The organism is Paenibacillus sp. FSL R5-0636, assembly GCF_037974255.1.
GTDB classification, from domain to species: domain Bacteria; phylum Bacillota; class Bacilli; order Paenibacillales; family Paenibacillaceae; genus Paenibacillus_AQ; species Paenibacillus_AQ odorifer.
This window is the reverse complement of record NZ_CP150232.1, coordinates 2,109,238-2,123,226: the sequence shown is the minus strand read 5'-3', so window position 1 is coordinate 2,123,226 and position 13,989 is coordinate 2,109,238. Positions and strand designations below refer to the sequence as shown.

General features: G+C 49.1%; 11 protein-coding genes. 6 read left to right on the top strand and 5 right to left on the bottom strand.

Annotated features, from left to right (window positions below; translation table 11 throughout):
• Window positions 1-12: 12 nt before the first annotated feature.
• On the top strand, window positions 13-333 hold the full coding sequence (locus tag MKX34_RS09170; protein ID WP_036683993.1) for a cupin domain-containing protein: 321 nt from the start codon (window positions 13-15) through the stop codon (window positions 331-333).
• 67 nt (window positions 334-400) lie between these two features.
• Here MKX34_RS09170 and MKX34_RS09165 read toward each other — a convergent pair whose 3' ends face one another.
• The 3 genes from MKX34_RS09165 to MKX34_RS09155 are packed head-to-tail and all read right to left on the bottom strand — an operon-like array spanning window position 401 to window position 3,506.
• Window positions 401-1,528: a glycoside hydrolase family 88 protein gene (locus tag MKX34_RS09165; protein ID WP_038569650.1), complete on the bottom strand. Its 1,128-nt coding sequence runs from the start codon at window positions 1,526-1,528 to the stop codon at window positions 401-403.
• Window positions 1,529-1,575: 47 nt separating this feature from the next.
• Window positions 1,576-2,598: an alpha/beta hydrolase family protein gene (locus MKX34_RS09160; RefSeq protein ID WP_038569648.1), complete on the bottom strand. Its 1,023-nt coding sequence runs from the start codon at window positions 2,596-2,598 to the stop codon at window positions 1,576-1,578.
• Between the two features lie 17 nt (window positions 2,599-2,615).
• Entirely contained in the window at window positions 2,616-3,506 is an 891-nt protein-coding gene (locus tag MKX34_RS09155) for a pectinesterase family protein (RefSeq protein WP_076104087.1), read from the bottom strand.
• Between the two features lie 73 nt (window positions 3,507-3,579).
• Between MKX34_RS09155 and MKX34_RS09150 the strand changes: the two genes are divergently transcribed.
• Complete coding sequence (locus MKX34_RS09150; protein WP_076104088.1) at window positions 3,580-4,461, top strand: AraC family transcriptional regulator; 882 nt, start codon at window positions 3,580-3,582, stop codon at window positions 4,459-4,461.
• Between the two features lie 6 nt (window positions 4,462-4,467).
• On the opposite strand, the gene MKX34_RS09145 is transcribed toward MKX34_RS09150, so the two are convergent.
• Together MKX34_RS09145 and MKX34_RS09140 are read right to left on the bottom strand one after the other, a co-directional pair.
• Entirely contained in the window at window positions 4,468-5,922 is a 1,455-nt protein-coding gene (locus MKX34_RS09145; protein WP_076296037.1) for a glycoside hydrolase family 28 protein, read from the bottom strand.
• A gap of 19 nt (window positions 5,923-5,941) precedes the next feature.
• Window positions 5,942-7,507, bottom strand: a complete 1,566-nt coding sequence (locus MKX34_RS09140) for a glycoside hydrolase family 43 protein (protein WP_076104089.1) — start codon at window positions 7,505-7,507, stop codon at window positions 5,942-5,944.
• Between the two features lie 202 nt (window positions 7,508-7,709).
• Here MKX34_RS09140 and MKX34_RS09135 point away from each other — a divergent pair, with 202 nt between their 5' ends.
• The 4 genes from MKX34_RS09135 (at window position 7,710) to MKX34_RS09120 (ending at window position 13,826) form a co-directional block, all read left to right on the top strand.
• Window positions 7,710-9,953: a helix-turn-helix domain-containing protein gene (locus tag MKX34_RS09135; RefSeq protein ID WP_076104090.1), complete on the top strand. Its 2,244-nt coding sequence runs from the start codon at window positions 7,710-7,712 to the stop codon at window positions 9,951-9,953.
• A gap of 321 nt (window positions 9,954-10,274) precedes the next feature.
• Window positions 10,275-11,255, top strand: a complete 981-nt coding sequence (locus MKX34_RS09130; RefSeq protein ID WP_051491306.1) for an ABC transporter permease subunit — start codon at window positions 10,275-10,277, stop codon at window positions 11,253-11,255.
• A 12-nt stretch (window positions 11,256-11,267) separates the two neighbouring features.
• A complete protein-coding gene (locus MKX34_RS09125; protein ID WP_036684008.1) occupies window positions 11,268-12,152 on the top strand; it encodes a carbohydrate ABC transporter permease in 885 nt (294 codons plus the stop codon).
• 141 nt (window positions 12,153-12,293) lie between these two features.
• Complete coding sequence (locus MKX34_RS09120) at window positions 12,294-13,826, top strand: DUF3502 domain-containing protein (protein ID WP_076104091.1); 1,533 nt, start codon at window positions 12,294-12,296, stop codon at window positions 13,824-13,826.
• Window positions 13,827-13,989 lie beyond the last annotated feature (163 nt).

Here is a 13,989-nt window from a genome sequence, read left to right as displayed (position 1 = left end):
GAAGATTAGAACATGAGCAATCTTGGAGTATGGGAACCAGCAGAACCGGGAGTTAAACGCTGTATCTTGAATGCTGCAGCCAGTCTGATGATGATGGAGGTTCATTTCGAAAAGGGAGCCGAGGGCTATGAGCATAGCCATCCTCACGAGCAGATGAGCTACTGTCTGCGTGGAAGCTTTGAATTTCGTATTGACGGCGAGAAGCATAAGGTAACCGCGGGGCAAAGTATTGCCATACCGCCAGATGCAAAGCACGGTGTAACCGCATTGGAAGCAGACTCCGCGCTGCTCGATGTCTTTACACCAATCCGCGAGGATCTGCTGAAACGCTAATAAATATATATCTGGCAGCAAAAAAAGGCCCAATCATTCCATTACTTAGGGAATGATTGGGCTTCTGTTATTTTTCAGCTTGGTACCGTTCCACTTCAAGTGATGCTAATAACAATGGAGCGACGCCCATAGGCACATCCGACAGTACGTCCTCAGAGATATAGTAATCGTATGAGCCATTACGGTCTTTGCTCAGACCCGCTCCATGACAAATCTGGTGCAAGTGAACACCTTGTTCATCCTCTTCAGTCAAATGCGTCAGAATGCCTTCATACCCTTGCAACATCGCCTCTATAAAAGAGGGTTCCAGATAACCTAATCTTAGTCCCTTAGCCATCGCATAAACAAACATGCACGAGCCGGAAGCTTCAAGATAATTGCCTTTTCTCCCCGCTTGATCTAACACCTGGTACCAGAGGCCAGTCTCCTTGTCTTGAACCTCCAGAAGCGCGCCGCACATCCGCTGGAAAATGCCAATGATCGTCCCCCGCTGCGGATGAGTGAGCGGAAAATGCTCCAGGCAATCAACCACAGCCATCGCATACCAACCCATCGCCCGGCTCCAGAAATGAGAGGACAATCCGGTAGACGAGTCAGCCCATTCTTGCTCTTTGGACTCATCCCAGCCATGATAGAGCAGGCCGGTCCGTGGATCGCGGGTCCGTCGCTCAACCAGCAGCAGCTGATGCGCCGCTTCGTCAATCAGTTCAGGTCGTTGAAAGACCTTGCCGTATTCCGCTAGGAATGGCGATGCCATGTACAGCCCGTCCAGCCACATCTGGAAAGGGTATACCTTCTTATGCCAGAATCCCCCTTCGGAGGTGCGGGGATGTCCAATAAGCTGTGCGGCCAGCAAATGGGCTGCTTCAGCATACCGTTTTTCTCCGGTTTTCTGGTATAGCAGGAACAGGTTTTTCCCCTCGTTAATCTGGTCCAGATTATATTCTTCCAGCCTGTAGGTACGGATGGAACCATCATCTCCAATAAATGTGTCCATATGCCGCTCCATAAAGGAGACATACTCAGACTGGTGGAGCTGAACACCCGCCCGGGCCATTGCCATCAGCAACATGCCCGGAACATACGCCCATCTTTCCAGCACATATTCATGCTCTCCCTGCTTGTTGCACCCTCTAAGAATCGTATTCGCAATTTTACTGGACAAGCGAACGGTTGTTGCTTCAGTTATAGACATCCTTATTCCTCCTTCGTTTGTCATCCATATGAAGTCTAATCTTATGCTCAGGTGAGCTGCTTGCGCAGCCAGGCAAAGGCTGGTTCACCATGAATCTCATGACCTCCGGTGAAGAAGTCCGCCTCTACCTGTCCGATATGATTCGCCGACCTGTAAATCGTCTGCAACTGGGTTAAAGCAAATTTTGTTCCGCGCGGGCCAAACAGATGATCGGCATCTCCCGATTCGAGGAACAGGCCACGTGGGGCAATGAGGCCCAGTAGATCAGGCATCTCCGCTTCCAGCAAAATCCCTGGAATATAATTGTCAAGGCAATGATTGCGTGTCAGAATACTGTCCACGAAAGTATTGGCATACCCGCTTACGACCGCACAAGCGATTCGTTCGTCAAGTGCAGCTGTGAAGCCAGCTACCAGTCCTCCACCGGAAATACCCATAATTCCAATCCGTTCGCTCTCAACCTCTTTTCTTGTCTGCAAATAATCCAGTGCCCGCATGGTTTCGTAGATACGGTAGCCGGCCATCGTCTTCCCAACCATCAACAATGCTGATGACAGGCGGAAGCAGGAATTACGTCCAGGCTCCCCGCTTGTTAGGTCTTCTTCCAGTCGTCTGTCGCCAAAGCCGAACAGCTCCGGAGCTGCCACTACAAAACCCTGTTTTACCAGTGAAACAGCGAAGTCCTTGTGCAGCCCGGGATCTCCCTGCCGATCCGATCCGTCCGGATTCAAGCCTACGATCTCCCGGCTTCCATAGCCATGTCCATGAATGGCAAGAACGGCAGGGGCAGGGGTAGAGAACGGCTGATCCGGGATCAAAAGATACAGCGGCATGCGCAACCCTTCATAGGTAGTTATCTCTATACGTTCACGGGTATACCCGGAGCAGACTGTACGTTCCAGCAGAACCGGTTGCAGCTCCTCAGCTATTTCTGGAAAGCCACCTAATCGCTCCGTAAATGCTGCGGTAAGCTCATCGCGCCATTGCTGAAAGGGTATATCTTTGCTGAAAGCCGAGTTGCGTTGAGCTGAACCAGATAGTTCTTTCATGTATTGTTCCAGAGGCTCCATCCGAAGTGCTCCTTCCCTTAATATCCTTCAGGATGCCAGCCATCAAGCACGGACAGCACCCTATACTCCGCAGCTTCCTGTGGAATCAGCTGCCGCGACCATGCAGCTCTGGCTTCGGGATTAGCTCCCGGTCCACTGCTGCCATATTCTTCATAGCGGCTAGTTTCCTCCCTGTCCGGCTGCCCCCAATTATGCCAGCCTTCGCCGATAATCGAACTGTCCATGACCGTGCGGATAAAAGCAACATGTGCATAAGGGCGCCAAGGTCTGCCAAGATACACTTCACTTACACCTTGACCGCCAGTAATTTCACAATCGAGGAATACATAACCAAACGATGCGTCTTCAGGCGTTGATGCGGCTGTAATATATCCTCTGGAACGCTTGTTATGCAGCCAGCAACGTTCAAACAAAGCCGTAGCCGCGCCAAAAATATAATCCACATCGCCTTCAATGTAACATTCGTTATAATATTGCTTCCCTTGCCCTGTATACAAAGTATCCTGATCACCCAGCAGGCGTACACGCCGGAATACAGCATGACCAGCATCAACAAAAGCAGCCACCGCCTGGCCAGTGCCGGGACCTGATGCATTTCGAATGGTCAGATTTTCAGCCGTGAAATGCTCAGCGAATACATTCAAGGTGCCGGATTTGAACGTGCCAAGCGGCTCTCCGTCCGGACCTAAAGTATGGGCGTTGTCTGACCAGGTAATGATGGTGGAATTCGTGTCTTCCCCCAATAGCAGAACCGGAGGCGTTCCCTGTTTCACTGTAATTTTTTCCTCGTAAATGCCGGGTTTGATACGAATCGTCACTTCTTCCTTGTGTTCCTGTGGAATTGAATCCAACGCTGCCTGTAGACTACTGAATCCTTCGTCGACACTCTTAGAGACTGTAATTAACATCTGCGGCTCCTTTCCTATCAACCTGAGTTTATTCTATAATAACCGTAACGCTTCGTAAGAGAAGAGGAGAATTATGACTAGCCTGACTAGCCCCAATCACAAATATCATATTGAAGAAGACCGCTACAGCATCCAACATATGAAACGTAAAGGCATCACTGCTATGCCACGTCCCCACAGCCATGACTTAGCCGAGCTGTACTATCTGATACAAGGGGAGCGGGTATACTTTGTGGACGACCGAGTCATTACGGTTCATAAGGGTGAGCTTATTCTTATCTCCGGCCGGGAGCTTCATTCCACAGCAAGCTCGGAAGTAGCCGAATTCGAGCGGATTCTGATCAACTATGATCCTGCTCTTCTACCGCCTTCCCTGCAGAGTGAAGCCATCTGGTTTCATGACCGCGGGTACCGCTTGTTCAAGCTGACCCTGCGCGAGCAGGACGAAGCGGAAATCCTAATGAACCGGATGCTGGAAGAATGCCGGTTGCAGCGGCCGTATTACGAAACCAGCGTAATCGCTTTATTCTCCGAGCTGATGATTCTCCTTCAGCGTTCAGAGAGTATCTCACAAGCTGGAGGGACGAAACATCCGCTCCATCATCTAGTAACTGATGTAGCCACCTATATCCGCGATCACTACCGTGAGGCCCTTACTCTGGAAGAGACTGCAAGTAATTTTTACATTAGTCCTTCATACTTGAGCCGGGTATTTCACCGATTGACGGGTTTTCACTTTCGGGAATACATCGTTCATGTCCGCGTAAGGGAAGCCGAACGCCTGCTTGTCGGATCTACAGGCAAAATCCAGGAGATCGCCTCCGCTGTCGGATTTGAACATCTTTCCCATTTCAATAAAACATTCAAAAAATCAACCGGTCTGACCCCGCTCCAATACCGAAAAGAAGCAAGGTCACACCCACGGAAGTTCAAGACGGATTTCCATCATCCATAGAATTTTTTATCTCTCTGTGATCGTCAAATCTTCGGAATTAGTGAGCGTGACGTGGCTGCATCTATGCGCTGTTATCTTCGGCATTTCCGAAGTCTGCAACCGGATACGATCCAGCTTAAGCCCCGTAGCATGCCGCAGCACAATTCCCCGGTCACTCACTGCGTGGAATTTTTCAATGGTTAGATCAGCAAGCGGCATCTCCGGCAGCCCGTTAACCAGTAGAGCGGTTGCCGCACCATGGCACACAATGTTCTTCAGGGTAATCTTCCGAAATTGCGGAGTTTCCTCTGTAACCGAAAATAACTGCTCGTCATACCCTTCCGATCCTTCAACCCCTGCATAGAACATATGAAAGGATACAGCCTCGTGGATGATGCCGGTCATGTTGATATTCTCCATTACAATATCCTCCACCACACCGCCTCTTCCCCGGGTGCTTTTGAACCGCAGGCCGATGTCCGTGCCGATGAACAGGCAGTCACTAACTCGAACTGCATGTACACCTCCGGACATCTCGCTGCCGATCACAACGCCTCCATGTCCGTGATATACCGTGCAATTCCGGATGGTAATATACTGGCAGGGCATTCCCCACTTACGGCCTTCCTCATCCTTGCCTGACTTGAGACAGATGGCGTCATCACCCACATCAAAGCTGCTGTGCTCAACTAGAGCATGCGTGCAGGATTCCAAATCAAGGCCATCCCCGTTCTGCGAATACCAAGGATTACGTACCTGAACATTTCGTACGGTAATCTGTTCGCAACCAATGGGATGAAGACACCAAGCAGGTGAATTCTGGAAGGTCGGCCCTTCCAGCAGCACCCGCCGGCAGTTGCGCAGGCTAAGTAACGTCGGACGCAGATACGTACGAGCAGGCAGATAAGCCTCCATACTAGTTTCTCCCTTGTCCCACAGCTTCCGGCAGAAGTCCTCACCTTCCATGGCTTCCCGGGAAGGCCACCATACTTCGCCCTGGGGATCAAGTACTCCTCCAGATTCGATCAAACGCTCCCATTGCTTCTCGGTCATCTTAAACCGCTTCACTGGACGCCAGCCTTCACCGCTGCCGTCGAATATTCCCTCACCGGTTATTGCCACATCGCTTAAGCCTTCTCCATCGAGCGGAGCCTGACAGCGCCAGCCGGCATTCCCCTCATAATGGGAAGAAAGTAGCGGATACAAGGTATGATCAGGATCAAACTGCACCAATGCTCCCTTGTCTACATACAGATTAATTCGACTATGCAAAGTAAGAGGTCCTGTGCACCAGATACCAGCGGGAATAACAACCTTTCCGCCTCCCGCTGCAGCGCAGGCGTCCAGTGCAGCCTGAATAGCAGAGGTACATAGCGTTAATCCACCCTCTTCCGCCCCATAATCCGTGATTGTAAAAGTCCGCTCGGGAATCTGGGGAAGCTCGGGAATCGGATACGTATTGGTTACAAGATTGCTGCTCATTGAATTTCACCTCCTCCTATTACTCAAGTCCTTCATAGCTAAACCAGTCAAAATCAGCATAGCTTTCGCTCTTTGCACCTTGAGAGCTTGTGTACATCCCGATGTATGCTCCTGTGAACCCTCCGGCCAGATCGGTGCTGAGCACTCTGCCATCCGTCCGTTCGCAGAAGGCTGTCCACTTGGCGGCTTCAGAAGGTCTGTAATAGAAGCTGTACTCTTGTCCTCTGGCTTCCACCTTAAGCTGTACCTGATCCTGTGGATATGGCACTGACGCCAGCAGCTGCTCGCTGCCCCCCATCCGATGAATCAGCTGTAATACACGTTCGCCTGCCTCCAGCCCCAGTTCATAACGGAAGTGGTGATCCGCATTTTGGAGGAGAACAAGACCAGCCACTTCCCCTTCTGCAGCGGGACTAAACGTCATATCAGTCGCCGCCCTGAAGCTCAAATGCTGCTGGCGTCTACCGATATAAGATGGATTGGCAATCTCCGAGAGCCGTTCTGGCTTCAGGCGAAGCCGCAGAACTCCAGGCTTGTCGGTGAGACTCCAGAATTCACCCCGCGGTGTCCGCAGGAAATTCCAGATCGGTGCCAGCTCATAACCTATAAACTCATCGCGCGCAGGCAATTCCGGCCATTTTGTCTCCGGCAAATCCGGAGCCTCCGTCTCAAATTCCAGCACCCCTTTGCCGGGATTGACCACAGGCCATTCGTTCTCCCAGATTACCGGTGTCAGGAAGGTTTCACGTCCCAGATTGCGGTAATAACCACCGCTGGTTCGTGAAGCCAAGCAGAACATCCACCAGTCACCATGCTGAGTCTCCACTAGCTCTCCATGACCCACATTAACAATAGGATACGCTCTGCCAAGATGGCGATGCGTCAGAATCGGATTGGCTTTATGGCCCTCATAAGGACCTGTCACACTCTTGCTTCTGGCAATCGTAATCGCATGAGTATGCCCGGTTCCGCCCTCGGCAATCAGCACGTAATACCAAGCGCCGATCTTATAAATATGCGGTCCCTCTTGCGCATGAGCTACCTTGAGTGCGCCTTGCCAAATACTATGCTTCGGACCGATTAGCTTCCCTTGGCTGAGATCAATCTCCTGCAGCCAGATATCCATATGCTTCGGATAATCCTGCCCTTCCGGCGGAACACGGTTGCCGGTATAATACACCTTGCCGTCTTCATCGAAGAACAAAGAGGAGTCAATACCGGGTGCATCCTCCAGCCATACAGGGTCAGACCAGTCTCCGGTCGGATCGGTTGTTGTTACATAGAAATTATGCTGGTTCTTGTCATTGTCAATAAAAGTAGTAATCATATAGAAAACTCCCTCATGATAGCGGAGCGTCGGTGCCCAAATGCCCATGGAGGGAATCGAGTGATCCAGATTGAGCTGGGACGGGCGGTCCAGTACATGGCCAAGCTGGCGCCAATTGACCAGATCCTTGCTGTGGAAGATAGGAACGCCTGGGAAAAATTCAAAGCTTGAAGTCACAAGATAATAATCTTCACCAACACGGATAGCGGAAGGGTCAGGATAAAATCCCGGCAGCACTGGATTGCGGAATGTTCTCATTAAAAGTAATCCTCCTCAAAACAATTCAAATGTAAGCACCACCAATTATAGTTCGTATAAGTTTAACTTTCTTGTATTTTCTATGTTCTATTTCTTCATTTTTATACTTTCATGCTATATTGCCCATATTTCACTCCTTGTCAGCGAATAGCCTTTCCCTCTAGAATGGGTGTAATAGGATTTACCTGAAGGGGTGAGCAGCTTGGGAAAAAGAAAGAAATTGTACTCCCGCTTTTTTATGAGCCTAACCGCGATTTCAGTTTGCTGTATTCTAGTACTGGCTGTAGTGATCTTTTATTGGTACCGGAATATTACGATAGATAATGTCAACAAGGCGAACCAAAATGTACTGGTGAATACTGAAACCGTTTTTACAAACTATGAAGAGATCGTCCAGAACTACGCTATGGACTTCTATAGGAATCCAAACATCAACGCGCTCATGATGAATGGCGATACCAGCTGGAGCGACCAGTTGTACAGTGCCCTAAGCCAAATCCGCGGAGCATTGGTTGTGAACCAATATATGGAGAATGCCTACATCATGGGAGTGGATGAGCCTGTTGCCATGTTCGAAAACCTTCCGCTAAGCCCTGAATCGAAGCTGGAGCTGTTCTCGCGAATGCGGGATAACATCATTGTTGAGTCACCTTTTCTGTGGGAGGCAACCTTGAATAACGGTACCCCCATTACCCTGCTCACCGTGTTCTATAATGACCGGGCTTTTGCGGATAGCGAATATAATGGTGCGGTAGCACTGACCGTCAATTTGGGAAAGCTGCAGAATAATCTGTTTACGCAAAAAGAAGGCGAAGCCACCCGTTACGCTGTGCTTGACGGAAAAGCATCTGTGCTTATGCATAGTGCATTATCTGACATCCCTCTGGAAGAGGGCATGTTAAAGCAGGTGGTGTCCTCCACCTCTGAGAGAGGCTCTTTTGTCTATAGGGGAGGTGAAGAGCCGCTGCTGATTACTTATGTATATTCTGCAGCGGACAAGCTGTGGTTTGTGTCGGAGACTTCCTACAAGGATAGCATCCGTGATATCTCCAATGCCCGCAATCTGATGACTGGCCTATGCTTGGCCTTGATTGCCGCCGCATCTATAACCGCCAACCTGATCTCGCGGCGGATGTATAAGCCAATCGGCCGGCTGTTCGGCAATATCGCTCATCTATCTGGCAATGAAGAAGCGCTGAAAACCGGTGGCGATTTCGATACCGTAAGCCAGGAGCTCGAACAGATTGGCGTTAAGCTGGAGCAGCTAAAAAAAGAAAGCGATGATAGCGCCTTGATGCGGTGGCTGCTTTCCCCGCAGAGAACACCGGAGAACAGCAGGACACCCCTGATGAGTATAGCCGCTGCTGGGGGAGCATATTGTGTATGCGTGCTGGCCGCTCTGGAGCCCGAACAACCTCAAGACTCCGACTTCCGGCATACCTTTGAGGAAAACATACAGCAGATTGAACATGCCTTCTGTGAACTTGCAGCCATTCAATCCTTCCGCCCGCATCAGGGCACTGCTGTACTGATTCTGAGCGAGCTTCACAGCGGCAGCTTCGGCGATTACACTTTGTACCGCGGCAAATGGGAAGTAATCGCCGCTCAGCTACAGCTTTCCGGAGCCTGCTGCGTCTTCGGAATCAGCGGGCTGACGGATGATTTAAACCTACTAAGGACTAAATACAATGAGGCTGCAGACTGTCTGCAATATATTAAATTTCATGTGCAGCAGAACATCATCTTTGCCGATGATACGATCCATCTGAACAGCAGCCCAATGCCCGACAGTGCCCTTGAACCGGTACTGCAAGCCGTTAAGCAGACGGAACTCTCGAACCATATTCCGCAGGCAGTGGAGAGATTGCTGGCAGTAGCCTGCAGTTACCGCGTCGAGCCTGCCACCATCGCTTTATCGAGACTGGTCTTTGAGCTCAGTCGCACGGCTGAGCTTAATGCAGACGTCCAGCATTCCGGCTTTCTAGATAATTACCAGCATATCTGGCAGATCCAAAGCTATGACAAGCTATGGAATTGGATTGTAGACAGCTGTTATACCGCCCACGAGCGCATTGCCAGCATGAGTGCTGTACAGACCAAGAGCATTGCTGGTGAAGCCATTTGTTATATCAGAGATCATTATGATGACTCCAGGCTCTCCCTTAATGCCCTTGCCGACAAGCTATCGCTAAGTCCCGCTTATCTCAGTAGACTTATTGCCGACGAAGTAAACTGCAGCTTTCCCGATTTCGTTAACCTGCTGCGTCTGGAGCAGGCGCAGATGTTATTAGTCACAGAGCTTGGCTTGGATATCCGGGAAATTGCCGAGAAAGTGGGCTACAACAGCAGCACCTATTTTACAACCCAGTTCAAAAAGCGTTATGGGGTTACACCTTCCAAATGGAGAATGAATCATATTCTGCAAAAACAGAATCTTCCTGATTGACCCGCTAAAAGTAAGGAACAAAGGGGATGTCCCGGCAGCATTTTCATAGCCGGAGACATTCCCTTTTTGACTTTCTATGAATAATCCCTCGCGTCGCATATACTATGAGATTTCCCTTTAAATCAGGCTTTTTAGCACCTAAAAAACAAAAAAGTTCTGTTTTTTTCGTTTTTTTAAGCCGTCCTTTTCCGCTTTTTTTAACTTTTTTCCGTTTATTATGATAGCGTTTACATTCCGGGTGGATTTATGATTTTCATGTAAAGCGTTCTCCTAAAACAAGGGACGGAAATGACAACGCTAGTATAAAGGAGTGGACTGTTAATGATGCAAGAGGCTACATCGGAGACACAAGGAATGCCAAGTCCGGGAATCAGGACGGCCAAAGCCAAGAGCTTCCGTAAATCCCTAAGGAAGGACAGCTCGCTTTATTTGCTCGCTCTTCCGGGAATCGTCATTCTAATTCTTTTTGCTTATCTGCCGATGAGTGGTCTGATTCTCGTCTTTAAAAATTACAACTTCAACGACGGAATCTTCGGCAGCCCGTGGGCCGGCTTCTCTAATTTCGAGTTTTTCTTCTCTAGTATGGAAGATTCTCTTAGGGCTACACGCAACACGGTGATGTTAAATGCGCTGTATATGCTAACCGGCACGTTTTTTTCAGTGGCCATCGCCATTATTCTAAATGAGCTGCGCAGCAAATGGTTTATCAAAATCACGCAGAGCGTCATGTTTTTCCCGTATTTTATTTCCTGGATTATTATCGGAGCCATTCTGTTCTCCCTGCTGGATTACGACAAAGGCATTATGAACCAGTTGCTCCAGACATTCGGCTTCTCTCAGGTTGACTGGTATTCCAGCCCTTGGCTGTTCGTAATCATTCTCGTGCTAGCGAATATCTGGAAAAGCGCTGGTTACGGCGCCATCATCTATTATGCGGTGCTGCAAGGCATCGACACTTCCTATTATGAAGCTGCAAGAATCGATGGTGCCTCCAGATGGCAGATTATCACCAAAATTACGGTGCCAATGCTGATTCCGTCGATCATTCTGATGACGCTGCTGGGCATCGGGGGCATGCTGAAAGGCGATCTCAGTATGATTATGGGGGTAACGTTCCTGAATCCGTTGCTTCTGCCGACTACCGACATTATCGATGTGTATGTATACCGCACAGCCATCCGTTCCGGTGAATTCGGCTTTGCTTCAGCCATTACGCTCTATCAATCCGTCTTTGGTTTCATTCTGGTGCTGGTGGCCAACAAATTAGCCGGCTGGTATGACAAAGACAGCAAACTATTTTAGGAGACTGATAAGATGCAAACTACCGAAAACAAAGGCCTGCTCATTTTCTTTTACATCTGTATTGCCGTATTTTCAGTAATCTGTCTAGCGCCGTTTATTCTGGCAGTATCCGGCTCATTATCTACCGAATCCAGAATCGCCGCGGAAGGATATTCGTTCTGGCCCAGAGGCTTCACCTTTGAAACCTATGAATTCCTGTTTGGCTCCAAGGCGCAGCAGATTCTGCGGGCGTATTCCATGTCGGTGATCGTTACGGTGCTGGGTACCGTGTCGGCCGTATTGGTGACCACCGCTTATGCTTATGTCATATCCGTTAAAGGCTTCCGGCTCAAAAATTTCTTCGCCTTTTTCGCCTATTTTACAATGCTGTTCAGCGGAGGAACGCTGCCATGGTATCTGCTTAGCACCAAATATTATCATTTGGGCGATACGCTCATCGGCCTGTTCATCCCTTATGTGCTAAGCGTCTTTCTGATGTTTCTCATGGCTAACTATTTCCGCAGCATCCCGCATGAAATTGTGGAATCTGCGCAAATCGATGGTGCCGGACATCTGCGTATCTTCTTCAGCATTATGATTCCGCTGGGCCGCGTCGGACTGGTCACCATCTCGCTCTTTTACGCACTGCAATTCTGGAATGACTTCTATTTGCCACTAATGCTGGTATCCGATCAGGATCTCTATACGATTCAATATTTGATGTACAACATGATGGCGAACATTCAGTTCCTGGCTTCCGGCAACGCTGCTCAAATTGGTGGAGCTATCATCGCACCGCCACTGGAGACAGCCAAAATGGCAATGACCTGTCTGACCGTTTTGCCAATCGCCATATTATATCCTTTTCTCCAGCGCTTTTTTGTCAAAGGCATTATCGTAGGTTCAGTCAAAGGCTAATTTCCAGCAAAGATACCAAATTATGTTCGGTTGCACCGGGTTTATGCTCCCCTACTTCTTGATGTACAATGGGACTTAAGGGAGCTCGACCTTTGCAATAGATGCCTCAAACATTATGATTCTATTTCAGGAGGGTTCATCATGAAAAAGAAAAAAGGTTGGTTAAGTTTGCTCCTAGCTGCGGTGTTCTTGGTAAGTGGCTGTGCTCAGGGCAACAATGAAAGCGCTCCCCCTAGTTCCGGGACTGGAAATGAAGGTACCTCTTCCTCTACGGATAGCGGTAGTAATGACGGCAGCGCCTTGACTCCTGCCAAATTGAAAATTGTGCTGTACGGGGATGAGTCCAACCGGATGAAGGAACTAGCGAAGACATCGTTCTACGACACTATTAAGAAAGAAATCAATGCTGAGGTTGAATTTCAGTTTCTTCCTTGGACCGAATATGGCGGCGGCAAAACTGACTTAATGCTGTCTACAGGAGAAGACTTCGCAACTTATACAGATGCCAATTACATGGTAAAATCTGTGGCAAAGGGGCTTTATGCCGACCTCACTCCGTATGCCGATGCAGCAGCTGATTTGAGTAAAAATGTGGACGAGGCCTCCTTCAAAGCCTTTCAGCTGGAAGGCAAGCAGTATGCGATCCCCGTCGGCAACAAACCGAATTCTGCGGAATTCTACAGTGCACTAGTCAGACAGGATTTGCTTGAAGAAGCCGGCATGACGCAGGTTACTTCGCTGGGGGAACTAGAGCAGTTCTATGATAAGGTCCATGCCATTCATCCCGAACTGATCGGGTACGCCAACACCGATGCGCGCAGACTCCTACAATATGATTACACGGACAAAAACCTCTATTGGCAAAATGATTTTATTGCCCTGGATGAGTCTGTGAAGGATGATCAAATTATTAGCTGGTTTGAAACCGAAGAGTTCAAGAGTTATGCGAACCTTATGCACGGCTGGTATGAAAAAGGAATCATTCCGAAATATGCCGCCACCAATGTTCCGCAGCTGCAATCTGACTGGAACTCCGGTAAAGCGATGTTCTGGGCCGGCACAGCGGCACGCCCATTCGAAGGTGCGGCAACCATCTCACAAGCAGTGCCTGATGCCAAACTGGTCAACTATTTCCTCGGCAGCGGCCGTCCAAAAATCAGCCGCGGCACTTACAGCACCGCCTTTTTTGTCTCCACCGCAGCTAAAGACCCTGAACGTTATATTATGTTCTTCAATCTGCTGCAAAAAAACCAGGAGCTGTACGACTTGTTCGCCTACGGGATAGAAGGAACAGACTATACGCTGGATGAAAACGGGCGTTTGACTAAAATAACCACTGATTCGCTGATCCCTGACTGGCTGCTGATGAACAAAAACTTCATGCGTTTCGATAACACGGTACCGGATGAGTTTATTGCAGAATATAAAGCTTGGGACGATGGAGCTATCATTTCCAAAGGTGCCGGCTTCAACTTTGACAATACACCCGTCAAGAATGAAGAAACGAAGCTGAACGGCGTATTCACTGAATACCTCGCTCCGATTGGCAGTGGCTTCAGCGATTATGACACCGCCTTCCCCAAAGCGCTGGACAGACTAAAAGCAGCGGGAATAGACAAATATATCGCTGAATACCAAAAACAATTTTCCGAATGGTACGCTAAGCAGCAGTAAGCACCGCCGCGGCAATTATCATACCGGTCAACAAAGAAGCGTGCTCCTTAATGGAGACACGCTTCTTTGGCGTCACCGAACGACGTAGCTAACAGGCAGAAAAGCGTAATAGCATGTCCGATATTATGGTACAATTTGTAATACTAAGGCGGGGTGAAAAACT